General features: G+C 41.9%; 26 protein-coding genes and 1 riboswitch. Of the genes, 3 read left to right on the top strand and 23 right to left on the bottom strand.

Features of this window, described 5'->3' with window-relative positions; translation table 11 throughout:
• Positions 1-23: 23 nt before the first annotated feature.
• From KCX82_RS19785 to KCX82_RS19680, 22 genes are all read right to left on the bottom strand, one after another.
• Positions 24-1,049: an electron transfer flavoprotein subunit alpha/FixB family protein gene (locus KCX82_RS19785; protein ID WP_227020211.1), complete on the bottom strand. Its 1,026-nt coding sequence runs from the start codon at positions 1,047-1,049 to the stop codon at positions 24-26.
• A gap of 147 nt (positions 1,050-1,196) precedes the next feature.
• The gene (locus KCX82_RS19780) at positions 1,197-1,985 is read right to left on the bottom strand and encodes an electron transfer flavoprotein subunit beta/FixA family protein (protein ID WP_227020210.1); all 789 of its coding nucleotides are present in this window, start codon (positions 1,983-1,985) and stop codon (positions 1,197-1,199) included.
• A gap of 26 nt (positions 1,986-2,011) precedes the next feature.
• Positions 2,012-3,154, bottom strand: coding sequence for an acyl-CoA dehydrogenase (locus tag KCX82_RS19775; RefSeq protein ID WP_227020209.1), 1,143 nt, complete (start codon positions 3,152-3,154; stop codon positions 2,012-2,014).
• A gap of 78 nt (positions 3,155-3,232) precedes the next feature.
• Positions 3,233-3,694, bottom strand: coding sequence for a hypothetical protein (locus tag KCX82_RS19770; protein WP_227020208.1), 462 nt, complete (start codon positions 3,692-3,694; stop codon positions 3,233-3,235).
• A 67-nt stretch (positions 3,695-3,761) separates the two neighbouring features.
• Positions 3,762-5,798, bottom strand: coding sequence for a TRAP transporter permease (locus KCX82_RS19765; protein WP_227020207.1), 2,037 nt, complete (start codon positions 5,796-5,798; stop codon positions 3,762-3,764).
• Positions 5,799-5,895: 97 nt separating this feature from the next.
• A complete protein-coding gene (locus KCX82_RS19760; RefSeq protein WP_227020206.1) occupies positions 5,896-6,903 on the bottom strand; it encodes a TAXI family TRAP transporter solute-binding subunit in 1,008 nt (335 codons plus the stop codon).
• A gap of 73 nt (positions 6,904-6,976) precedes the next feature.
• Positions 6,977-8,290, bottom strand: a complete 1,314-nt coding sequence (locus KCX82_RS19755; protein ID WP_227020205.1) for an acetyl-CoA hydrolase/transferase family protein — start codon at positions 8,288-8,290, stop codon at positions 6,977-6,979.
• A 419-nt stretch (positions 8,291-8,709) separates the two neighbouring features.
• Positions 8,710-10,776: a helix-turn-helix domain-containing protein gene (locus KCX82_RS19750; RefSeq protein WP_227020204.1), complete on the bottom strand. Its 2,067-nt coding sequence runs from the start codon at positions 10,774-10,776 to the stop codon at positions 8,710-8,712.
• Between the two features lie 206 nt (positions 10,777-10,982).
• The gene (locus tag KCX82_RS23455) at positions 10,983-11,180 is read right to left on the bottom strand and encodes a hypothetical protein (RefSeq protein WP_465250689.1); all 198 of its coding nucleotides are present in this window, start codon (positions 11,178-11,180) and stop codon (positions 10,983-10,985) included.
• A gap of 370 nt (positions 11,181-11,550) precedes the next feature.
• Positions 11,551-11,823: a hypothetical protein gene (locus tag KCX82_RS19740; RefSeq protein WP_465250688.1), complete on the bottom strand. Its 273-nt coding sequence runs from the start codon at positions 11,821-11,823 to the stop codon at positions 11,551-11,553.
• Positions 11,824-11,850: 27 nt separating this feature from the next.
• Positions 11,851-12,462: a DNA-3-methyladenine glycosylase gene (locus tag KCX82_RS19735; RefSeq protein WP_227020203.1), complete on the bottom strand. Its 612-nt coding sequence runs from the start codon at positions 12,460-12,462 to the stop codon at positions 11,851-11,853.
• A gap of 662 nt (positions 12,463-13,124) precedes the next feature.
• Positions 13,125-13,631, bottom strand: a complete 507-nt coding sequence (locus KCX82_RS19730; protein WP_227020202.1) for a hypothetical protein — start codon at positions 13,629-13,631, stop codon at positions 13,125-13,127.
• Between the two features lie 44 nt (positions 13,632-13,675).
• Positions 13,676-14,866: a hypothetical protein gene (locus KCX82_RS19725; RefSeq protein WP_227020201.1), complete on the bottom strand. Its 1,191-nt coding sequence runs from the start codon at positions 14,864-14,866 to the stop codon at positions 13,676-13,678.
• A gap of 79 nt (positions 14,867-14,945) precedes the next feature.
• Positions 14,946-16,595, bottom strand: a complete 1,650-nt coding sequence (locus KCX82_RS19720; RefSeq protein ID WP_227020200.1) for a recombinase family protein — start codon at positions 16,593-16,595, stop codon at positions 14,946-14,948.
• A 1-nt stretch (position 16,596) separates the two neighbouring features.
• Positions 16,597-16,761 (bottom strand): hypothetical protein, encoded by a 165-nt coding sequence (locus KCX82_RS19715; RefSeq protein ID WP_227020199.1) that lies wholly within the window; start codon positions 16,759-16,761, stop codon positions 16,597-16,599.
• A 36-nt stretch (positions 16,762-16,797) separates the two neighbouring features.
• Complete coding sequence (locus tag KCX82_RS19710; RefSeq protein ID WP_227020198.1) at positions 16,798-17,697, bottom strand: recombinase family protein; 900 nt, start codon at positions 17,695-17,697, stop codon at positions 16,798-16,800.
• A complete protein-coding gene (locus tag KCX82_RS19705) occupies positions 17,666-19,291 on the bottom strand; it encodes a recombinase family protein (RefSeq protein ID WP_227020197.1) in 1,626 nt (541 codons plus the stop codon). Before KCX82_RS19705 ends, KCX82_RS19710 begins: the two co-directional genes overlap by 32 nt.
• A gap of 75 nt (positions 19,292-19,366) precedes the next feature.
• Entirely contained in the window at positions 19,367-19,531 is a 165-nt protein-coding gene (locus KCX82_RS19700; RefSeq protein ID WP_227020196.1) for an SHOCT domain-containing protein, read from the bottom strand.
• A 15-nt stretch (positions 19,532-19,546) separates the two neighbouring features.
• Positions 19,547-19,918 carry a recombinase family protein gene (locus KCX82_RS19695; RefSeq protein ID WP_227020195.1) on the bottom strand — a complete coding sequence of 124 codons (372 nt, stop codon included), beginning with the start codon at positions 19,916-19,918 and terminating at the stop codon, positions 19,547-19,549.
• Between the two features lie 38 nt (positions 19,919-19,956).
• Positions 19,957-20,337: a resolvase gene (locus KCX82_RS19690; protein WP_227020194.1), complete on the bottom strand. Its 381-nt coding sequence runs from the start codon at positions 20,335-20,337 to the stop codon at positions 19,957-19,959.
• 536 nt (positions 20,338-20,873) lie between these two features.
• On the bottom strand, positions 20,874-21,323 hold the full coding sequence (locus KCX82_RS19685; protein WP_227020193.1) for a sigma-70 RNA polymerase sigma factor region 4 domain-containing protein: 450 nt from the start codon (positions 21,321-21,323) through the stop codon (positions 20,874-20,876).
• Positions 21,324-21,741: 418 nt separating this feature from the next.
• Positions 21,742-21,833: riboswitch (cyclic di-GMP riboswitch) on the bottom strand.
• A gap of 292 nt (positions 21,834-22,125) precedes the next feature.
• The gene (locus KCX82_RS19680; protein WP_227020192.1) at positions 22,126-22,449 is read right to left on the bottom strand and encodes a helix-turn-helix domain-containing protein; all 324 of its coding nucleotides are present in this window, start codon (positions 22,447-22,449) and stop codon (positions 22,126-22,128) included.
• Positions 22,450-22,600: 151 nt separating this feature from the next.
• Between KCX82_RS19680 and KCX82_RS19675 the strand changes: the two genes are divergently transcribed.
• Positions 22,601-22,858: an LPXTG cell wall anchor domain-containing protein gene (locus tag KCX82_RS19675; RefSeq protein ID WP_227020191.1), complete on the top strand. Its 258-nt coding sequence runs from the start codon at positions 22,601-22,603 to the stop codon at positions 22,856-22,858.
• A gap of 15 nt (positions 22,859-22,873) precedes the next feature.
• Here the strand turns inward: KCX82_RS19675 and KCX82_RS19670 are convergent, their stop codons facing one another.
• The gene (locus KCX82_RS19670) at positions 22,874-23,209 is read right to left on the bottom strand and encodes a helix-turn-helix domain-containing protein (RefSeq protein WP_227020190.1); all 336 of its coding nucleotides are present in this window, start codon (positions 23,207-23,209) and stop codon (positions 22,874-22,876) included.
• Positions 23,210-23,364: 155 nt separating this feature from the next.
• Between KCX82_RS19670 and KCX82_RS19665 the strand changes: the two genes are divergently transcribed.
• Positions 23,365-23,871, top strand: a complete 507-nt coding sequence (locus KCX82_RS19665; protein ID WP_227020189.1) for a hypothetical protein — start codon at positions 23,365-23,367, stop codon at positions 23,869-23,871.
• A gap of 31 nt (positions 23,872-23,902) precedes the next feature.
• Positions 23,903-24,712, top strand: coding sequence for a GGDEF domain-containing protein (locus KCX82_RS19660; protein ID WP_227020188.1), 810 nt, complete (start codon positions 23,903-23,905; stop codon positions 24,710-24,712).
• Positions 24,713-24,804 lie beyond the last annotated feature (92 nt).

Genomic DNA, 24,804 nt, shown 5'->3' with positions numbered 1-24,804 from the left:
TCTTTCTAGTTACCTTGACTAAATTATTCGTTAGCTAGTTTATATTTCTTTAAAGCATCCGTCAGTTTAGGAATGATTACCTTAACGTCTCCAACGATACCAACGTCAGCTACATCGAAAATCGGTGCTGTGTCATTCTTGTTGATGGCGATAACGCATTCAGAACCTTCCATACCAGCTACGTGCTGGATCGCTCCGGAAATACCGCATGCAAGATACAGGTCAGGTCTTACTGTCTTTCCAGTCTGTCCAACCTGTCTGTCTTTTGCTGCCCAACCGGCATCGACATTTGCTCTGGAGGATGAAATGTCTCCGCCGAGAACATCTGCAAGTTCTTTCAAAGTTCCAAAGAAATCAGGGCTTCCGATACCACGGCCGCCGGATACCAGAACCTTAGCCTCTGTAATATCTGACTTCTTGTGCTTTTCTTTTACGACTTCTCTGATCACTACGTTCATATCAGATGGTACGAATTCAACTTTGATTTCTCTGATTTCGCCTTTTCTAGTTGTATCCTTGTCCAGTCTCTTCATGACTCCAGGTCTTACCGTAGCCATCTGAGGTCTGTAGTTTTTGCACAGTATGGTAGCCATGATGTTTCCGCCGAATGCAGGTCTGGTCATAAACAGCAACTTCTGTCCCGGATCTTCTTCATTTGCTTTAAATACATCGATGTCAAGCTTTGTGCAGTCTGCTGTCAGTCCTGTGTGAATTCTGGAAGCTACTCTTGGTGCAAGGTCTCTTCCGATGGAAGTTGCTCCGAAGAGAACAATCTCAGGATCACATTCCTTGATTACTGCAGCCAGTGCTTTTGCATATGGCTCAGTAACATATTCTGCAAGCATTGGATCTTCAACGTATACAACTTCATCTGCACCGTATTCGATCAGGCTCTGTGTTTTTTCTTTGATTTTATCTCCCAGCAGGACACCAACGACCTTCTGGCCTAAATCAGCAGCAAGCTTTGTGGCTTCGCCAATCAGTTCCAAACCAACTTTAGCGACAAGGCCATCTCTTTGCTCAACTACTACATAAATATCTTTACTCATTTAAGGTTTCCTCCTAATATATTTTTATTAGCTTAGAAAAATTTGTTCACAGCTAGGCGCCCGACGAAGTGAGAGCGGAACGTACTTAATAGTACGTGAGCATCGATCGCATGAGGCGCAACAACGCTGTAGGCAAATTTAGCAAGCTTAGATGATATGTCTTTCTTCCATCTTATCAATAATAACTTTAACTGCTTCATCAACACTTAAATCTGCGTGAAGAGTTCCCTGACCTTTCGCCTGCTTTGTAAAGGATTTGAATACATTTGTTGGAGATCCTTTCAATCCGATATGTTCAGGATTTAAAGAATCTTTTAAATCATCAAAACCAAATACTTTGATTTCCTTTTCATAAGCATCAACAATTCCTCCGGCATGCATATATCTAGGTGCAGCCAGTTCCTGAAGAGCGGTCAGAAGACAAGGAGTCTTAACTTCAATGATGTGATATCTATCTTCATATTGTCTCTTAACGATAACTTTGTCGCCTTCAATATTTATTTCCTCCGCATAGGATATCTGTGGAACATGAAGGTTTTCTGCGATCTGCGGTCCAACCTGAGCAGTATCTCCATCGATTGCCTGACGGCCGGTGATAACCAGGTCATATCCAATTTTTTCAAGTGCAGCAGCAATAATAACTGCAGTAGCATAAGTATCGGATCCGCCGAATTCTCTTGCTGAAATCAGAAATGCTTCATCGCAACCCATAGCAAGAGCTTCCCTTAGTGCAACATCTGCCTGTGGAGGTCCCATACATACTACGGTTACTGTTCCGCCTACTTTTTCTTTCAGCTGAAGTGCTGCTTCAATTCCTGATTTGTCATCATGATTGATGATGCTTGGCACTCCTTCTCTGATCAGTGTATTTGTAACCGGATCGAGCTTAACTTCATTGGTATCAGGTACTTGTTTTATACATACAACGATTTTCATCTTATTTCTCCTTTCAATTTCACTGATTAGCTAATTTTCATAGAACCGGCAATAACCATCTTCATCGCTTCGGAAGTACCTTCATAGATTTCGGTAATCTTTGCGTCTCTCATCATTCTTTCTACCGGATATTCTCTGGAATAGCCATATCCACCCATGAGCTGTACGCAAGCTCTGGTTACATCATTACATATTTCAGATGCATACAATTTAGCCATAGCAGCCAAAGGTCCAAAGTTCTCGTGATTATCCTTAGATACTGCAGCTCGGTAGGTCATAAGTCTTGCAGCATCAATCTTAGTCTGCAGTTCTGCAATCTTGAACTGAGTATTCTGGAAGGAGGAAATTCTCTTTCCAAACTGCTTTCTTTCTTTTACATATTTCATTGCTTCATTCAATGCGCCCTGTGCAATTCCTGTTGCCTGTGCTGCAATTCCGATTCTTCCGCCGTCAAGAGCCTTCATAGCGATTTTGAATCCGTCTCCTTCTTTTCCGAGACGTTGGGATACAGGAATACGTACGTTTTCATATGCTACTTCACAGTTGGATGCTGCTCTGATACCCATTCTGTGAATGTTCTTTCCTACTGTAAGACCTGGGGTGTTTCTGTCCATTACAAATGCGGAAATACCCTTTGTGCCTTTGGATTTATCAGTCATTGCAAATACTACAAAAGTATCGGCAAAACCGGAGTTTGTGGTAAAGATCTTAGCTCCGTTGATGACATATTCATCACCGTCCAGAACTGCCTTTGTCTGCTGACCGGCTGCATCTGTTCCGGCATTTGGTTCGGTTAAACCAAAGCATCCAACTTTTGATCCGTCAACCATTGGTCTCAGCCATTTTTGTTTTTGCTCTTCTGTTCCAAAACCGTCAACACAAGAACAAGCAAGGGAAGTGTGTACAGAAATTGTGATACCTGTGCTGGCATCAATCTTTGAAATTTCTTCCATGCAAAGAGCATAGCCCAGATAATCTCCGCCTACTCCGCCGTAATCTCTTGAATATGGAATTCCCATCAATCCATATCTCAGGAGTTTTTTTACGAGATCCATATTGAATACTTCTGTTTCATCCATCTCTTCTGCAATCGGCTTTATTTCAGTTTCCGCAAATCTACGGAATAATTCCTGCTGAAGCAAATGTGTTTTTGATAGTTTGAAATCCATTTTAACCCTCCTCTAATTATGAAAATCGAATAAAAAGAGGATGCCTACATCAACTAAGCACCCTCCTAATGAATTTAGCTAGTTTCTTGGGGACTTTACGACTGCCGTAAAAGTACCACTGATGCAAAGAAGTGGCTCGTCCAAAACCTTATAACACTCTTCTGTATCTTTCGCTCTATCCCAATGATCAGCATGATAAGACACCAGCTTGTAAATAGCGATTCCGTTAAATCTCGACCTTGAGCCTTCCTGAATCGGCCAGCTGATGACTTCCAGAGTCTCGCCACCAAAAATACTCTGATGAAAATTAACATTGATGTTTGCCAGTTTGCTGCTGTCGTTGTCTCTTCTCAAGCTTAAGTCTGTAGCCATATCAGCAACAAACTTCATCAAGTCGGACCCTGCAAGCATATTTCTTGCATAACGTGCATCATTTGCAGCTACCTTACATCTGAAACGTGTTTCTTTAACATCGATACCTTTTGGGTTTTCAACAACGAACTTTTCCAGTCCTTCCGGTAAATTATCATAATTAGCCATAATAAATTTTCCTCCTTTAAAAATCTTTGTTAATATTTCAACCAAGTACGTACTATGGATATTGAAATCACTTTCCTTGCAAATTGTCGCAAGTAAGCAATTGTGATTTTTTTATTCTGTCCCTCTGGGCAATTATCACCAAAACGAATAATCCAATCCCGATAAAGCTATACAGGATATTAGGATGTATGCACATAAACGCTATAAAATAGCAAAGAATTGTTTCATAGAATTTATTATAATCTATGATATATCGGTACAAGGCACAGCTCAAAACAAGAACGCCGAATACACAAAAAGCGACGATTAATAGCAATTTCAATGTAAACGGTTGCTGTCCAACCAGCAATATCGGGTTGTACACGATGAAGAACGGAACGATGTAGGTAGGACAAGCCAGCTTCATCGCATTCAATCCTGTCTTCCAGAAATTAGCCTGCGCGATTCCCGCGCCTGCTAAGACCCCCAATGCAACTGGCGGCGTCAGGTCGGAAATGATTCCGTAGTAGAAGCAGAACAGATGCGCTGCCATAGCGGGTACACCCATCTGCAACACTGCCGGAACCGTGATCATGGACATCATGACATAATTTGCAGTCGTAGGTACGCCCATACCTAATATGATACAGCAGATGCCTGTCATTATCAGCGTCGGCAATAGATATCCGCCACCAATCGTTACGACGAGTGTCGCAAGCTTTACGCCAAGACCTGTCATGGTAAACGCACTGACAATGAAACCGACTGTAGCACAGGCAATCAGCACTTCAAGCGCATTAATAACGGCATTCACACTCGATTGAACAAGACGTTTCGGAGTCAGCCAAGATTCTCTTCTTATAAAACTGAGAGCCACACATGATAACGTAGCTGTAAACCCCGACATAGCAGGGGAAAAGCCTCCAAGAAGCATGCCTACGATAATGAAAAGCGGAAGTATTAGATAGCCTCTGGTTTTTAATACATGGCCAGCTTTCGGCAGTTGTTCTTTAGGAAGGCCTGATATGTTCTCCCTTACAGCTTCCTGATGTACGGCAAAATAAATTGATGTAAAATATAGAATTGCCGGCAAGGCTGCCGCAGCGCAGACCTTCAAATACGAAACTCCAAGATTTTCAGCTATAATAAACGCTGCAGCCCCCATTACAGGCGGCATTATTTGTCCGCCACAGGATGCCGTCGCTTCAATCGAACCAGCGAAATGCGGTTTATATCCAACTTTCTTCATCAGCGGAATAGTAAATGTACCTACCGTGACGATGTTGGCTACCGTTGAACCGCTGATCATGCCAAACAGCGCACTTGCTAATATTGCCGCCTTAGCTGGTCCGCCCTTATATTTGCCAAATACCGCCAGGGAAATATCCATTAGAAATTCCCCTGTACCCATAACGGTCATTAATGATCCCATCAGGATAAACAAGAAGATAAAATTGCATGAGACTCCCAATATGGTTCCATACACACCTTCAGTAGTAGTATACATATACCTGACCATACTCTCCAGCGAAGCTCCTCTATAAGCCATTGGGCCAGGAAAATAATTGCCAAACAGGACATAAATTATGAAAAATAATGCGATCGAAGTCAATACTTTTCCGACAACACGCCTTGCTGATTCCAACAAAAGCACGATAAGAATTATTCCCATAACTAGGTCTGTCGTCGTCATTGTGCCAGCTCTGATTGCAAGGTCTTCATTAAAAATCACCAAATACCCGTTCGCAGCCAAAGAAAGAATGACAAACAGCCAGTCGTAGATAGGTATCTTCACTTGCTTCGCTAGCTTTGCACTTACAGGGTACATCATAAATACGGCCGTCATGCCAAATCCGAGATGAATCGCTCTGGCCATAATTGCCAGTAAATCGCCGAAGCTTGCAATATATAGTTGATATAACACCATAGAGACACATACGAATTGGAGTATACGGTTTAATAGTCCGTTGAATTTACGCTTTGCATCCCGCAAGGATGCAATTTTTTCTAAATCACCGACTTCGATACGTTCAACATTCAACGCTTCCATTGCAACGTTGTTTGTTTCCTCAGTTTCAGTCTTTATCTGTGCTTTTATTTCTTTTTTCTCTTTATTTCCTACCATTACTGCCTCCTTTTTGATTGCACAGTAATATTACGGTCTGATAACAAGCAAATGGTTACATTTCGGCATAACCATCTGCCTCGTTACTTATACGTCTTTATTTGATAAGGCCTATTTCTTTATAATACTTTTCAGCGCCCGGATGCATTGGGAAATCCCCCATGGATTCAATTGAATATTCCGCAGAAAGTGATTCGAGAGCCGGATGTACAGTCTTTAAATAATCGGCGTCATCATACATCGCCTTTGTAATAGCATATACAACATTTTCATCAAGGTCTGCTGAGCAAAAGAGCAGAGTACCCATTCCTACAGTTTCAACATCTCCGGAAAGAAAATCATATGCGTCTGCGGGTATTTTCGTTGCATAATAACTTGAATACTGTTTTAAAATATTATCTCTTTCTTCGCCTGCAATTGGAATTAAAGCCACATCTGCTTGGGCTGCCGCATCAAGAATGCCAGATGTCGGAGGTGTTGTAATGATAAATATTGCATCGAGTTGTCTATCTTTGAATGCTGTAACCTGTTCTGTGAAAGAAATGAACTTTGCGTCACAATCATCATATGACATTCCGTTTGCAGTTAAGAATTCTCTTACGCATACTTCCTCTCCGCTCCCAGGCGCGCCAACGCCGACTTTTTTACCCTTTAAATCTTTAATGCAAGTAATCCCGGAATCAGCCCTTACAAGGAACTGAGCGGCCATAGGCATCATTACTGCAATTCCTCTAATATTGTCAAGCTTCTCCCCTTTAAAGGCCTCCTCACCTTTCAATGCATAATTGCCAAGGCTGTATAATGCCATACCAAGATCTCTTTCACCGTTTGCAACAGTTCTTATGTTTTCGACGCCGCCGGCAGAAGCCTGAACATTGACATTAATCCCACTGACCTTATTCATTGAAGAACAAATCGCACCGCCAACGGGGTACCATGTGCCTGATGTTCCGCCAGTACCCATAAGAAGTTGCACATTATTGAAGCTAGTGTTTTCATCATCACCCGCTTTGGTTTTTGAAGTGTCTCCACACGCAACAACTGAAAATGCAAGCAGCAAGACCAAAAGAACGCTAAGAATTTTTTTCAATCTCATGTTTTTCATAAACAATCCTCCTTAATAAAATCTTTAAAATATAGGTTTTAAAATATATCATATAAATAGATATTAAAGTATATTATATCAAGCCTATTTTCTTTGCTTCCTCGGTAAGTTCATCTCTAAACTTCGGATGTGCGATGCTGATTAGATTTTCAACCCTCTGGGGTAAAGTCTGTCCTAAAAGTTGAGCTATCCCGAACTCAGTAACAACATATTCCACATCATTCCTCGTGGTTGTTATGGGTGTCAGACGGTTTTCATAACACGGAACAATCTTCGAGTATTTGCCATTTTTAGTAGTTGAGGCAATTGCCATAATTGATTTGCCATCTGGAACAGAGCATGCAGCTTTTGCAAAATCACCCTGCCCTCCTATGCCTGAATATTGTTTTCCCTTAATAAATTCCCCATTTATCTGTCCCTGTAAATCGATCTGAGATGCAGTATTAATTGCAGTAAACTTGCTGTTTGCAGTCATCACGCTCATCTTCAAGACATACTCGCAAGGCATGAATCTGACCGCTCTGTTTTCATGAACAAATTCATAAAATTTTTTACTACCGGAACCCATTGTTGCTACGCTGAATCCTTTATTAATGGACTTGCGGGAATTATTTACAACACCCTTCTTCATAAGCTCCATCAATACATCTCCGAAATATTCAGTATGGATGCCCAGATCTTTTACACCTTCCATATTTAAAATGGCGTTGCCGTTCATTCCCCCAACTCCCAACTCAATTGTTGCGCCATCTTCGACCAACTCTGAGAGATATCCTCCCATTTGCTTGGCTTGTTCATCTTTCCAGTATTCCCCGACCTCATCTCTGATTAGGAAATTCCAGTTAGTTTTGCTTTCGACAATGCTGGTGAACCGGGAAACATGCATCACCGGACATCCATATGTAATTGGGACATTTTCGTTGACCTCTCCAATCACTACATCTGCTGTGTCCAATAGGGAAACAACATGTTCCGGATATGTGGACAATGTAACATACCCATTTTTGTCAGGAGGAGTTATCGTTAAGAGCAGTACATTACAATTTGTTACACTTTTGTTTATTTTAGCCCACGAAGAAAAGCTTGCAGGCATAAAATCGACCTTGCCGGCATCCTTTGCTTTTTGTAAATTCGGATGCGGATCAATAAATGGGGTAACCGCCCTGATGTCAGATTTTGTTTCATTCGCCACTTCACCAATCATTCCCTGGAGAGATTGTGCACAGAACAACATGACATTTTTCAAATCGTCCCGATTCTTTAATGCTCTTAACAACTCAACCGGTTCCATCATACCCGTTACTATAAAATCACCTGATTTTATATCTTTAACTGCTGTTTCAGCATCTTTTAACAAATCTCCATACTTACTATGCCAATCAAACACTTCAATTAATCCTCACTTTCATTTTCGCTATAGATATTATTGCAATGATTCCTTGTTATGAGCTAAGTCTTCTGCTTAGTTATCAAGGAGTTTAACCGATTATAACCCCGCTTTTCCTACTGACGAAGAAGTTTCAAGTCGATGGTTACCTTTCCAAATCGGATAAGGTACCATCATGGTCAACTGCCAGTCGATAGGAATTATTTGATATTTTTATTCTATAATAAATTTCAATTCAGTGAAGTTATGATTAGGCGCAATATTCTGTGATTTTATGTCGCGTTTTTTTTTTCAATTAAATATGCAGCGGAATCGTCATGCGTTAATAGCTTAATTGTCATGCCGATTAATAAAAAAGCTCTTACAGTAACAACACTGCAAAAGCTTTAATTTCTGAAATGCTCTATCGCTTATCAACATTAATTTTTTTTCCATTCAGAAATGATAAACATTACTGCACCGTTTATCGGTATTTCATCAAGTAGCGACAGCTCCGTTTTTCCGTTTGAAATGCCATAACTCGTTTTTATATTACATGTTTCATTCAAAATATCTTTCTCTTTTTTTGTGAGATATCTGGCTATTCTGACATCCTCAAGACGGTCATACACACTTCCATAATTTCTGTCAAACAGCAGCTTTTTAATGATGTAATGATTATTTGAAAGCCCTATAATATTAATTTTTACTTCGATGGGCTTCTCATTTTCAAATATTACATACCTATTATGTATATTTAGGTTCAGCTCCTCCAATGAAATAGAATCCAAACTGTGGGAATGGTTCCATAATAATATCTGATAATTATCCCGATTCTTGGTAGCAATAAAGCCGTCCCCCTGGTATAAAATCTCCTCACCAAGCAGTGAGAGTAAATAATGTGCCCAATATAAAGGTTTTTTCAATCCGTTTGAAACCAGCCCAGTATCTCCCATAAAGTTATTTTCTGAGTCATCGAACAGTTTATTGAACCGATGCCTATTTCCGATAAATCTGTTCTTCAGTGCACCATCGATAAATAGCGGAGCGATATATGCCGTATCAAACAGATAATTGTTTTTTATCTCGGCCTCCTCTTCATATTCAATCTTCATTTTGAATTCCATCAGAGTAGAGATCAAAGCTTTCTGGCCTGTAAGTCTTTTTGGAACAATGCATCGCCAATCTTCAAGTGTGCCGTAAATATCGACGGCATTGTTAAGGAAAGCTTCCGTAATACGTTCCATCTCACCAGCCGAATATTTTTTCGTGTTAAATCTGATGCATGGTTTCAAATTTAACGCTTGAAGATAATCATGGATCTCAATAATATCCTGCATATTAAAATGAATTTGTCCACCAGCGCACTGTACTTCATCGCCATCAAACGGAAAATCGATTAAGGCATAATTAAATCCTATCATCTTCTGCACAGTCATGAGCCATTGCTGGAAGGAGCTTTTATGAAGGTTCGTAAAAGCTCCTACATTTAAGTATTCTGCCCACAACCGGGATAGCGGTTTTCCTGTTATACTACAGTCGATATCCAATTGCAATTGCTTCTTTACAGTCGAATATGAGTTAATCTTTTTCTTGCCAAGAATATATGCGTTTATTTTTGCATCAATGATATAATTGATTTCGTCCAATTTATCAGACTCTTTGATTTCTTTTTTCTGGCTTGATAATTCTCTTCGGTTGATTTCCCTATATTCTGACGGAAGGTGTTTGAAGTAGTTTTTAAAATGCTTGACCAAAAACTTGGGGTCTGAAAATCCGCAGTCATCCGATATTTTCGCAATGCTTGTATTTGTCGACACCAAAAGCCGGGCGGCATTTTCGGCACGGAAGAGATTCAGCCAGTATTCATAACCTTTTCCCGTTTCCTTTTTTATACTATGAGACAAGTAGGAATCACTCAAATGAACAAAGCTGGCGATGCTTGACAATGATACCTTTGCGCTATGATTGTCAAGCATATATCTCAAGGCCGTCCAAACTCTGTCAAAGTTTTCAGGGCTTCGATACAACTCGGGATTTTTTTCTATGTAATTGAAATCTTTAATCATCATTTCTAAAAGCTTTTGACCAATTTCAATGATATTCTTCTCGTGCATTTCGCCCTTTTTTTGATCTATAACGAGAATTCTTGCAATTAAGCTGCGTAACAGCGTAAGTTTTTCTTCCGGATGTAAGTTTGGATTCCTCACGAAAAAGACTCTTGTAGAATTTTCAACATATCTTTCAAAGAATTTTAAATCAAGATGGAGAACAATGAGAATAGCATCTTCCGTAATCCTCTCAATTTTATGCACCATCCACTTATTCACGAAGATCATTTCTTCTTCTTTGATTAAATATTCATCACCGACAATCTGAACCTTTATAATCCCCCTTAAGGCTACCACGATTTCAACTGTTTCTTCGTGCCAATGGGATATGCTTTTAAATTCATTCTTCAATATTTCTATGGCCATTTCATCTTCCAGAATAATTCGGTTAACCATCAGGATGCCCTTTCTTCTATTCTTCTATTTTTTTATTTATTATATACCTTAGCTGTGGTCAATTTAACTATTATTTGATATGCCGTGTTGAAACAAATAGCTTAATATTCAAGTGCGTTTTCGTTCGAATTATTACCATAAAGCTACGACATTGTATTATTTGAATCTATTATCTCTTTAAAGAAACTGCATCATTCTTAAAACGTTCATCTCGTCCAAGATGCCTCCGTTGCGAAAAATAAATTCTTAACAAAATCTTCTTTTACATTCATATATTGATAATACAATTCACTTAAATATTTCTGATCAATGTCGCCTCTTGTACGCATCAATGCAAATTCAATAAATCCTGCCATTGGTGGGGGCATTACAAATTGACGTACCTCGTTATAAAATGAATCCACAAGTAACGCCTTCTGGCAAGGATTCTCTAAAAAGGCTTCGGCTTTCCCTTCACTGATATTCCAGATTTTTACTGCTTTTTTGCAGTAAAAGGACGAACTGGCAATAAGGCGACCCAGTTGGCTTCAGTTTCTGTATATAGAATTTGCAAAATTTTATACAGGCTGTCTGATGGCGGAGCCCCTTGTGTAAACCAATTGATTCTTTCTTCTAAATTCTTAAGGCATCTTTACTTGTAATATATCCCATCGATTCACCTTCTAATAATAAGTTCATATTGAATCTAAACTCCATTTGAGTCCTTTAAATAAAAACCCGGATGAAAGATTAAACTTTTCCCATTAACCTTTGATAATCCTTCCATCGCATTTGTTATTTTTTCATTGACTGTACTTGCTTTTCATATTCATCTGCATTTAGATTGATATAATGTGATCCATGAGCCGACAGATAGAAATTATTGTCTAGCTTTGATTTTAATATTATATCCTTATTTTTATCTGTCACATTAACACTTCTTACAAAAAGAAGTTCTATTGCATCGAGCCCTATTGATTTTATATAGTCAATACCAGAAGCATAGTTTATATTCTTTGATCCACTGCCTATTGGTAACCCTGATATGCCAAATAATAGTTTATCCATATTTTTTCATTATCCACTCCAACTGTGTTACTTCACAGAGACATATTCATTGCCTTCTGCATAAAACCTCCAGGGATAATCTTTCGCTTCCTCAGCATAGTCAACTCCAACGCGTTTTGTTGCTATTATGCTAAATCTCTCGCTTTTGCCTTCCTCAAGATATACTTCATTACCGCACAAATCTATGCCATTGAAGCTTCTGTCTATTGATAATGCACCGCATAATTTTCCTGGTCCGCTGGTGAGACCCCTACGTTGGATCTTTGTCAGCTGCTCGTATGACTTTCCAAATCTCCTTTGTGCCATCCATTCGGTTCCTTCCACCGGCTCAGCTGCCCTTATTAAAACTGCTTGAGGATTCCCTTTTTCCCTTGTTACTATGTTAAAACAGCAGTACATCCCATAGATCGTAAAAATATAAGAAAACCCAGGATCCCCATACATAACCTCTACCCTGGGCGTCCTTTTTCCGCCGTAGGAATGCGCAGCCTTATCTTCGAAGCCCATATATGCCTCTGTCTCGATAATCCTAGCCGAAATTCTCTGTCCACCCATTTCGTGTACGAGAACCTTTCCCAGAAGCTCTTTGGCGACTATGATTGAATCCCGGTTATAGAATTCTCTATCAAGTTTTTTCATTTCACTGACCCTCCCGTCAAAATCTGCCTTCTAATTAAACGTGAGCTTTAATCATTTACGGCATAAACTCCCCGATCTTTTTTAACACGTCATCTTTTTTATATCCTCAAGGGTCTCACGGCTTATAGCTACTGCAAATATGCTTAAATTCCTTCATTTTCAACGCTTTATGCCTTTTTCAGCAAGCAACAGCATTCTGTATGCCTTGAACGGTCAAAAAAGATGCCGCTTGAAGTTGATACCCCCTTGGAGGAAGGGTATCCTCTTGAAAAAATCGCCCCTTGGATTCAATTTTTTCGGGCTAAGCGCAGCACTTTTTTCAGATTTCGCATGCCGGAGATTTTTGATCGGCATCAAATGAAGTGTACATAGCTTAACAATTTTAATCTCTTAAATCAAAAATTGTAAGCAATAAAACCCTCAAATGCTCTTTGCGCTTGAAGGCTTTATTCGTTACAATTTTCTTTATTATATGTTCTGGAAGAGGATCTGTCAATTTGGTTTGATCTTTACGGCATTTACTTTCGTGTCCTTTGAACTATAATAAAAATAATAAGGGGTTATTCAGAAGAGGCAATGGGATATTAACCATTGCCTCTTCTATTTTTTCACGTTCAAAAGAGCATAGACACACGTTGCTATTTCAGATTTGATTAGCGAGTTTACTCCATTTTCAGTTCAGGTTGATTAGGGTAACAAGCACTCAGTATATCCGATACTTTTTCAGGTATATTATCAAAGTCCACATGATGATCTCGTTCGAGTGTGATGGTATACCAGTAGTCATAGGGTATGTACGTCTTGTTTAAATACTGAGAGTCCGCTTTTGACATTTTCTCAGTGCCTTGGTCGATCACACCTCTTGGCGTTAAAAAGAATGTCCCCCAATGTTCACCGGAAGACTCCAGATCAAGAGTCACAACACCGAGTCCAATGTGGCCGGTATTACGTCCTTGTATAACAGCGGGAAGCTCAACAAACTCATAACCCCTATCAAGATAATCTGTGCCATAGACATCAACAAAAGATTCATGCATTTGTTTTAGAATATCTTTGGCGTAGCTATCATCAACTGAATTGCAGGACCTATCAAGTTTTGCAAAGTCCACAGTTAAAAGCAGTTTATTCAGACGTTCAATAAATGACGCTTGCAAATTCCTGTTATCCATATACGATACTCTCCTTAATGTTTTTAGTGATTCAGATTGTAGCTTCACATTCCTCCCATGGTCATACCCATACGCTCAGTTTCACTTCCTGCCATCACTTCATCAATTGAGATAAAGCCGTGATAGCTAATATAGCCTACGGGAGTAAACTGCCCTTGTTCGTTGCTTATCCTCCAGTTTCCATATTTTTTGAAATCATAGAACTCGTCCAGCTCACCGTCGTAGTTGAAATGACCGGACTCTATAATCGTGTGCCTACCGTATTCTTCCGGTGTGGAAACGCCGGGAACGAAATCGAATAGGTCAAGCTGTCTGATGAGGTTGATAGCTTCTGTTAGATTTGATGGGGACGCCATCTGAATAACAGCTCCTAGCTTCTGACGGCCAACATCATCCAGTATCTGATACTTAGCAGATAGGACATTTGATAGCACATTAAAATCTCGGAGCTGCTTTGTGTCAGCGGAGAGAAGCGTGTCAAGTTCGGCTGGTAAATCACTCGAATGAACCTGCAGCCGAATATCCTCGAACGTATTGATGCCGGCGCGAAGCATAGCCCGTTCGATGTAACATTCCTCCATCGGCAAATAAAGCCATGTGATTAAAGCAGAAGTATCTGGATCATTACGATCCGTTATAGCCACGGTCATTACGGATTGTCCACTGTAATCATAGTCAGGGAAAGTCTTTCTGTCATAGAGCTGCTCCATATACATGCAATTCTCATATACAACTCCATAGGGTGTAACTTTTCCAGACTCATTAAGTAAAAGGGAAAGTGCTGTTTTCTGAAAATCCACGTTCTTGAGTTCATCCTCAGTAATGCCTCCGTGGAGATCCATGTAGTGTTCACGGCCGATTTTTCCCAGGTCCGAGAAATCCCGAACGACCGTAGCTTCTTGACAACAAAAGGTCAGGTTGATAAGGTCGGTCATATCGGAATAACCATTGATGGCGGCAACACCTTGGAATTTGGCAAGCTCATTTCGGTCGAAGCTCTCTAGCCGCTTTGCGAGATAATCCAGCTCATCCACATTAATAGTAGTGTTTTCAAGTCTCTTGAGAATTGGATATCTGCCGTTTATTTCCGTAACGCAGCAATCACGTTCCAGGACACTTCCGATTCCGATAGCTTCCAGTTTCGTGTAGATTTCTTTATATGCTGAAATCGGAAAACAGACCTGTACGGGTGGCAGGTCTGCACGTTTGGGATTAGATAGAGTTGTTTGTATCATCTTTCATCTGCCTCCAGTTTTTAAAATAAAAAGACAGGAACGGATTTAACCATTCCTGCCAGTATGTTGGACATGTATTTTAGTTGCAGTAGGGTATTCTCTGCTTCATGACGATCCCGGATTTAAACTGAACTTCGAGTGTATCTTCGTTTATAACTTTGATGCCTTGCAGAAGTCTACGCACCAGATCATCATCAAAATCGTATACCGCACAGGATACTTTTTTCAGGCAGGTATCCATGTCACCGACCCTCTGCTGAAAATTTTCAGCCCGTTTTTGATCTCGGATGCTATCCAGTTTCTTTTGCTTGAGCTCCCTGATCTGCTCAGCAATCTTCTGATACTGTTCGTCAAAGTCCTCGGTGATTGAACCCAGCTTTGCGTTTTCCTCAATCAGAGTCAGCATTTCACCTTGCAGTTTGGTGATCTGTTCGTCATATTCAGTGGGCACATTCTTGGTGGAATAACTCCCGATTACCTGAATCACGTTTTCCCGGAAGGCGCCTACAAAATCTCCCCGGTTTTCAACGACGTTGTTAATCGCTGTCATGACCGCTTCATTCAGAACGTCCTCTTTCAGCGTAGGAGAGTGCTTGCAGTGCTTGGTCCCGTTCTTCAAACGGTTTTCACAACGCCATACGGCGCTTTTCTGTCCGTTTTTTGACCAGACCTGTCTGCGGTAGGGCTGTCCGCATTCCTTGCAGATCATGACGTCTGAAAGAGCGTACTTGGAGCTGTACTTGCTTTTCTCTTTTTTTGCCCTTCTAGTGGCTGCGGATTTGTTTAAACTCGTCCTCCTGGCCTTTTCCTCCTGCACCCGGTAGAAAAGCTCCTTCGGGATGATGGCTTCATGGTTGTCCTGTATGTAATACTGCGGAACAATGCCCTGATTTTTCACACGCTTTTTCGTGAGAAAATCCACGGTATAAGTCTTTTGGAGAAGAGCATCCCCCATGTACTTTTCGTTGCCGAGCATCTGGTCGATCACACTGGGGCACCATTCCTTCTTGCCGGTTACGGTCAGAATACCGTCATCCTCTAAAATCTTAGCAATCTGGACGTAGCTGCTTCCTTCGAGGTAGTGGCGAAAAACCCGTCTGACGATCTCTGCTTCCTCCGGTACGATGACCAGTTCGCCGTTCTCATCCTTTGTATATCCCATGAATTTATTGTGGTTTACCGAGATGATTCCGTTTTCAAAGCGTCTGACCAATCCCCAGCGGGTATTTTCACTCAGGTTCCGGCTTTCCTCCTGTGCCTGACTGCTTAAGATGGTGATCAGCAGTTCTCCGGAGCCCTCCAGAGTATTTACTCCTTCTTTTTCAAAGAAAATTGCGATATTCTTTTCTTTGAGTTTCCGGATATTCTGGAGGCAGTCTACCGTATTTCTGGCGAAGCGGCTGACGGATTTGGTGATAACCATATCGATCTTTCCTGCCAGGCAGTCCTCAATCATGGCGTTGAAATCGTCACGTTTTTTGGTGTTGGTCGCGGACTTTCCATCGTCGGCATAGATGCCGGCCAGCTTCCAGTTTGGATTGCTCTTTATTTTCTCGGTGTAGTAGGATATCTGTGCTTCATAACTGCCTTCCTGCTGTTCCAGCGTGGTGCTGACGCGGCAGTAGGCGGCAACCCGCAGGGCTTTATACTGGGCCTTGATGCTCCGGTCGTATTCTGGCTGAGAGGGGATAAACGAAATGTTTTTCTTTTTTGCTGCCGCAGTCTGCATTTTAGTTTTCTCCTTTCCTGAATTCTTCCTTCTTCATTTCTTCTGTTTTTATGCCTAGATATTCTTTCTGCGCTTCAGGGCTTAATTGTTCTATTCTTCCCACCCTCATATAAAAAACAACTTTTAAGGGTTTTCCGTTTTTTTGCGTATTCTTTGATTTAGCCATTTTTCGTTCCATCCTTTCTTCAGTGGTTTATAAAAATCAGTATTTGGCCTCCAGAGTCAACCCGTTGATAAACTCGAAGGTCAATTTCTCATCCTTGTGTACTGTGACCTGTCGGATGACTGTCTGAAACAGTTCCTCGTCGAATCCGTGGAGAGGTGGTCTGCCGGAAAATGCCTGCTTCATCTTTTCAGTGTTGTGGGCAGCATCATCGACGCGAGATGTTCTGTAAAGGGCTTTTGCCCGTTCAAAAACAAGAGCCGGAAGCTCTTTGGACGAATACCGTCCTTCTGCTTCCAGCTCTTTTATTTTTTTATCCAGCTTGATATATTCAAAGTTATTTACGGCGGGTTCCTTTTTTGGAATACGATCCAGACATTTCTGGTTTGTTATGATTCGATTGGCTATGGAAAGGAAGGCCGATCTGATCTGTTCATCTGTGAGAAAACTGTTACAACAGCAAACCTTGTTCCTGTGGATATATCTCTTGCATTTCCAGAAGGTCCGTTTTGTTGGCTTTCCGCAATGCTCTGCATATTTTCGGTAAACGTCGCCGCATTCCCCACAGCGTAGGATACCGGAAAAAACAGATTGACGGCTTGCGCTGTTAAGCTGCAGATTCCGTCCGAGCTTTTCGCATCGTTCACCTCGGCGGCGCTGAACCTTTTCAAACAATTCTTTGTCGATGAGCGGGGGATAAAACTCGTCGCCCTGATATTTTACATTATCCAGTATTTTGCTGACCGTTCCATGATACCATTGGGGCTGATTGTTGGCGTTCGGGAGTCCGGCCGCCGTCATCGCTTTGGCTATGTCCAGAAGGGAAGCCCCGGATGCATATTCCTGAAAAATCCGTTTTACGACATTTGCCTTGGAATCGTCCAGTTGAATTTTCCCGTCCACCAGCTTATAGCCGATGGGCATGTGCCGCTGTGCCATTCTGATCTTCCTCCTTCCCGATGGACTCTGTCAGCTCCAGATTGTTGATCAGCCTGAAAGTTATTTCGTCTTTTCGTATAATGACATTCTCAACCGCTTGGGAGAATAAGTCCTCGCTGTATGCTTCAAGGATGCCGGGGTTGTTTTTGATGAGCTCCAGCAGAAGCTCGGTTCCTGCGACCTCCTGCTCAAATCCGTTGTTGTCCAGAAGCTGGTTTCTTTTTTTCTTTGCCGCGGTGAGTTCTACAGTAAGGGCATTCTGGCGCTCTATAAAAACAGCAGGTTCCACATACCCCTTCGATATCAATCGACTTAGGATATGCCCCTGCTCTGTCAATTCCATAATTTTATTGTTACAGTCCTCAATTTCCTGCTCCTGTTGTTCGTCCATCCGAATCTTTTTCAGCGCCTCCAGCAGTGGGAGCAGGATGTCAGCATAATTGCTGGTCAGCTTGTTCCACATGAGGATAAAGGCGCATTGAAGGATATCTTCACGGACAGCCTTCTGTCCGCACTTGGTTTTATCCTCAATATGCTGGTGGCAGCACCATTGGATTTTTTCATAGGGTTTACCGATGTAGATCTTCTGCCGGCGGAAGGTACTTCCACACTCACCACAGAGGATTTTACTGCTGAAATCATAACGGTTTTGACATTTTTCAGAATCCACACCATGCTGTCTGCTTCGGTATTCCATGATCTCCCTGACCGCCTCCGCCTGTTCGGGTGTTATGAGTGGTTTGTGGTTGTCCTCAATAAAATACTGAGGTACTTGCCCTCTGTTATGCTTTCGCTTGAAGGGAAGTACCTCAGTCGTATAGGTTTTTTGTAAAAGTAGATTGCCGGAGTATACGGGGTTTAGAAGAAGCTCCCTGACCACTCCGTCGTTCCATTTTTCACCGGAACGGATCGTGGGACAGCCTTCTTCGGTCAGTTCCTTGGCAATCAGGTAGGTTCCTTTCCCGTGCAGGTAGTCTCGGAAAATCCGGCGTACAACCATAGCTTCTTCTTGCTGGATGATCAGTTCGCCATCGCCATCTCTGGTATAGCCGTAGGCAGGGCAGCTTATGGTGAATGTGCCATCCTGGAAACGCTTCAGTACCGCCCACTTGTTGTTGGTGGAGATGCTTTCGGCTTCTCCTTGTGCCAGTGAGCTTAAAATGGTCAGCATCTGTTCGCTTTTTTCCGACAGGCTGTTGATGTGTTCCTTTTCAAAGTAGACGCCAATTCCAAGCTCCTTCAGCCTGCGGATCGCTTGGATACTGTCCACCGTGTTTCTTGCGAAGCGGGTTACAGATTTGGTAATAACCATATCGATCTTCCCGCCCTCGCAGTCCTTTATCATCCTCAAAAAGTCATCTCTCTTTTGCAGTTTTGTACCGCTTCGTGCCTCGTCAGCGTAAATTCCGGCGAACTCCCAATCATCCTGACTCTCGATGAAAGTCTTATAATATTCCATCTGTACCGAGAAGGAATTGTGCTGTTCGCGGGAGTCGGTACTGACTCTGCAGTAGGCGCAGACCCGTTTTTTAGGCTGTAACTGCTGGATAACTTGTTGCTTAACAGGACGAATAATTTGTACATTTTTTGCCATGCGATCTTCTCCTTTCTTATATGTGTCCTCCTGTTAGCAACACACACTACCACACAATTTTCCCGAAAGCTAGTGTTATTGCGCATATACTTGAGATAGTTCTGGTGTGAAGGTTTGCCTGTTCAAATCGTCGATTTTTTTGTATTCATCGGAAGTAATAATGCCGTTGCGAAGCAGGATATTTAGGAATTTTATGGAGATTTTATACTGTACCTCATTGGATACCTGGTTTTTTGACATGACAGCCCCTCCTTCCTAACGCAGAAAGAAATCCAGGCCCTGCTGATCCAGACGGATTTCGCCCTCCAGCGGGGAATAAATCGCAATGCCTAATTGGTCCAGTCCCCGGAGAAATTCCAGCACTTGTGTCGTGTCCCGTCCAATACGGTCGAGCCTTTTCACAATCAGTACATCCATTTGATTTTCGCTTGCGGCCTTCTCGATCTCCAGAAGACCGGGACGGTCCAAATTCAGACCATTACCCAAATCTTCCGCGTCGCCGGCCACTATAAAGCCCATCTGCTCCGCATAATCATAGAGTTCTTCCTTCTGGCTTTTCAAGGTGCCATGAGTATCTTCCGGAGCATCAATCCGGCAATAGAGCCAAGCGCGTAATTGTTCTTTCATATGAAACCCTCCATTCTGTATTAATTAAAAGGCCGTAGCTACAACATCCGCAGCTCAGCTTCCGTTACTTGCCGATCTTCTTCGTATAAGAGCTTGGCAAATTCATCCTCGCTGGCAGACAGTATCTCAGATGGTTCTTTTTCCCGAAGCTGCATGGGTACCAGCTCTTTTAGGACTTCCTGCAGGAATGCCTGATCAGGGCAGCGGTTGATGAATTCCCCAAAGGTGTTCAGGATTAACCTGTCCAACTGATCCGTCAAAATGATTTTGTCTGCGTTTTCGCTATGGAGCATGATAAAATTTGCAATATTTGCCGGGGAGTTCTCAAAATAATAGACCTGACGCATCCCGTCATAGCCATAGACGTAGCCGACGACCAGGTCTTTTTCCAGCAATTCATTCAGTGATTTGTTGCTCATAAACCTTACCTCCTTATTGGTGCTTAATCTTACAAGGACGCGGCAGGACGGGAAAAGAGCAATAAAATCCTGCCGCGTAGTTTCTAAGATCAAACGATCTCTTGTTCTTCATTTGGCTGCTTCTATTCGACACTACTACCCGAAGCCAGGGCGGCAGCATAAACGGCTTGTGGTCAGCAAGCCTCATAGGAATTTCACCTCTCCGTGGTTCTCACCGAGCTGCCCCCATTGCTTGAGTCTGTGGCTGGGCAGAAGTAGCTTTAACACTGTCCGTTTCATGGCGAAACAGCCCACCGCGGACTGTTTAATGACCAGGCCTTGCCGCTCGTCGCCTTCGATGCCATCGGTTCGACGGATGTCTGTCACCCATCCGCAGGTAGTCTTGGCGCGCCCATCAATGTCGCTGCCGCTCATCACGGCCGGACAGATCATGTATTTATGCTGTCGGATATGAAATTTTCAAGGAGCGAAAGAGGGATAGAAAAAACCCCCTCACTTAATTAGCCGTTGAGTGAGGGGGGTGCACGGAATAATTTTTACTTTTTCATCAGTTTTTTTAGCTTGCCAAGGATTTTAACCTTTCTATCATGGATGGTCATATAAGGGATACCTGTTTCCAGCGACAATTGGCGCTCGCTCTTGTCCATAAAGAACAGTTCGGTGATCAATTCCTGCTCCTTTGAGGTAAGCTGTTTGATGCAATCCAGCATTTTTTCGATCATCACAGTCTTTACTGCTGTATCCTCCACGCTCTCGCTCTCGGCGGCAAACTGCCGGTTTCCTTCCAGTAGCCTTTCAAAGGAATCCTCCCGGCTCGGAATGTATGTAACCGTTCCTTTCTCGTAATCAATACTGCATCGTTCTGTTTTCAGATCATATTTACTGTACTTGATCTTCCTGTCAGATCGCTCTAGAACGTCATAAATTTCTTCTTTTACATTAGGGTATAGCTTCCTGTAATTAGTCTGTTTCCTGCCTTCTTCCATAAGGCTTGTCCTCCATTTCGTGATTTTTTAAATCTGGAAATGAAGAACAAGCGGCGGTGATCGGCAGTGTGGAATACGAACGCTATTTTGCCTGTTTGCATTTAAAGAAGAGAAAAAGTAGCATTCAGGTCGATAACGGCAGAATAATGTCGAATAAAAAAAGCCCGCAATTTGCCATATACAAATTGCGGACTTTGTTGTTCCGATTTTAGCTATAAGAGGGGGAAGAGAAAGAAATCCGCAGTCTTTATTTCAACCCTCAAAGAAGTTGCATATCTCTAATCATATCCTTGGTCCTTTCTTTCGCCATAAAGAAACCAAGCAAAAGCAAGGACACCTATGTCTCTAAAACAATAGGACAAAAGCTGTAAATAAACGCAGAAGCCTACCCATGGATGGGCAGGCTTCTGTTACAGCTTCCGGCAGCCAGGCTGTCTTAGCGCTTTTATCAGCACCTTAGATCCTGTGGCTTTGCGTCCCTGCCTTTAGGCAGGTTTGCTCTTGGCACTATTCAATTGTTTCTCTTGATAAGTCCTCGCAATAAAAAGAGGCTGAATTAATCTTATGTATCTCCACTGGTGCAGCTAAATCGGGAGCTTCATGAAAACACCACCTCTTTTCTGCATAATTGGCTCGTTTGAACTTTTATATGAAAAATGTGTATAATTTCCAATTCCATTATATTCTAATTTACAATAATGTTCAACAATAAAATTGTAAAAATCAGTAAAAGAGAGCCGCCGCTACGGATAATTCGGGCATAAAAAAACCACCTACCGTAGAAATCGGTAAGTGGCTGTCGTTATTTCTGTTGCAGTCGGTTAATATGGTTCAAAATGAGTAGCATGTCGCTGTCACTCAGCTTTTTCAGCCCCTCAACAGCCTTTTGAATTAATTCCGGATTGGCAAGCTTATCGTCAAAAAACTCCGCTGGAGTAATATCAAAATATTCGCAAATTGAAAAAAGCTCCGTTAACGGTGGAAGCGATTTCCCGGATGTAATATTATAAATATAGCCTCTACTGTGTCCCAGGTCATAACTTAATTTATATTCAGATATTCCTTTCTGCAATCTTAGTTGTGTAATGCGGTCGCGTACAAATTTCTCATATTCATGCGTTGACATTGTAATCACCTCCAAAAATATCATAAGTGATAATTTGAGGCGATTAGTCCACGCATATATGTTGTTATACTTGTATTAGTCGAATAAAATATGTTATAATCATACAATATATGAAAATTTACGCTATTTTTAACGGTTTAGTCGAATATCCTTGGATAACGACATATTTGCTTATTGTTCTGCCTTTAAATTCCATATTGAGGTCATGGACAAAACAGCGCAAAAAACCGCAACGGAATATGCCGTTGCAGACAATACAAACATCGAGAAAGGAGAGGACCATATGCTGGGTTATGATTTTCTTCAGGCATCTCCAGAAGAGCGGCTGATCACTATTCTGGTCCTGATTGGAGTTCTAGCCGTTGTCGGAATTGCTGCCTTGGTTTCCAAGAGAAGGAAGAAAAACTAGCGATGTAACTCTTGGTTAGATTAAGTCCACCGAGTCTTTGTCAGTTAAGGCACTGGCTGTGGCATAGACCACTCGTAAGTCATGGGGCGTACATAAATGCAGGAGACGTTCGAGCTTATCCAGCATCTCCTCATTTTTTGCATCTGCCGGAAAGAATGCCCCATCTACTGAGAAATTCAGCGTGACGGCAATATTGTGGAGAAGCTCTACTGACGGCATTCTGCTTCCTGATTCTAGCTGTTTGACGTGGACAGGCGTTACTTGCAGCATTTCTGCCAGTTTCTCTTGGGTTAACTTGTTTTCCAAACGGGCATTGCGTATGGCGGCCCCAAATTCTTTTCGATTCAACATAATATACTTTAAGCCTCCTTTATAGTAATCTTAAAGAATACACTTTAACTTGAAAATTAACGGAAAGTATATTAAAATGTATTCTTATAGAATACCTCGAAGTTGGCAGAATTATACATTACAGATTAACTCCTACGAAAGGAGGCGAAAAAGCTATGAAAATTGAAGTGAAAAATACTTCCCCTCTCTGTGTTTTAATTTTGTCAGACCGACTGTTGGATTATGCCCAAACGTTAGCCAATTATCTTGCTTTAACCGGGATTCAGGTCGTTGCTCTCACGACATCCAAAGAGCAGGCATTGATGTTCTGCGACGAGCGGATTGATTTTCTCATTATTGCGGGATACTTAAAGGACCGGAAGAATTATGGAGTCATCGAAGAGTGCAGGAGCCGGAGTCTCCCAGCCATCGCGGTGCAGTGGGCGATGCTGGATTCTCTGATCTCTGACTACTGCAGAACGTATAGGATTCATTTACGATTTGAACGTACTTTGCCAATGGATGAATTCGTACTGTTCTTGCTGCAGCACCGTCCTTCACATTTGGCCCTTTCATATGAGGAAAAACCAGCAATTCAGCAGGACTCAAAACCCGCTGACAAACACAAAGAGGTTTTTATTTCAAGGATCAGGACGTTTTTGCAGCACTGTTTATTTCCTTGAAGTCAGAATTTTATGAAAGGAATCGAAAAGTATGAAATTTGATAATTTAACGCAAGCAGTGGCATCCGTAGGGATGCTACAAAAATATTATCCTGTTATTCGTATATGGGATGCCAGCCATAAGCAAATGCTTTATGAAAGTGAGAAAACCGACAACCCCAAGAAGACTTCCATCTCATTCGAGGGATTTCTTGAAGCAGCATTTGCTATCAGGGAAAATGGAAGCATGCTCGAAATCGTCACCAGCGTACCGATTACTATCAACGGTCAGACCTGCTTGCTGGAACTCATTCATCTTGGTGATAGGAGAACCGGCTCGGCCTCGCTTGAGCATATGCAGAGACTAGCAATCACAGACTCTCTGACTGATTTATATAACCGCAGGTATATTGACGAACAACTGCCAATCGATTTAGAACGTACTTTCCGTAACAGTGATCCTGTTTCATTTATATATACGGATATCGATTATTTCAAAAAGATCAATGACCAGTATGGACATATTGCCGGTGATCACATCTTGAAAGAAATCGCGTGTGTATTTCTTCGGCATATCCGGAGAAAGGACGGATGGGTGGCTCGTTATGGCGGTGATGAATTCCTGATTTGCCTGCCCGAAGTCAGCCGAAATACTGCCGTTCAAATAGCCAACCGGCTCCGTCATGCGGTTGAAAGTAAAACTTTTTATATTAATGACATCCAGCTAAAGGTTACCTGCAGCTTTGGCGTACAGACCGTATATAAGACAAGCGGTATCCATTCTGTCAACCAGGTCGTTGAAACAATGGACAAAAAACTCTATCAAGCAAAAAAGAAAGGCAGAAACAAGGTCGTTATATGAATTGTATCCAGAGAACAGCCGCAAAAAATATGCCCCAAGGCAAATAAAATCTCAGGCAAGCTTCTGGCGAAGGCTTCCTGAGATTTTTGCTG

This window comes from Sinanaerobacter chloroacetimidivorans, from assembly GCF_018128545.1.
Classification (GTDB): domain Bacteria; phylum Bacillota; class Clostridia; order Peptostreptococcales; family Anaerovoracaceae; genus Sinanaerobacter; species Sinanaerobacter chloroacetimidivorans.
Note: the sequence above shows the minus strand (reverse complement) of the source record. Positions and strands in the feature narration are given on the sequence as shown.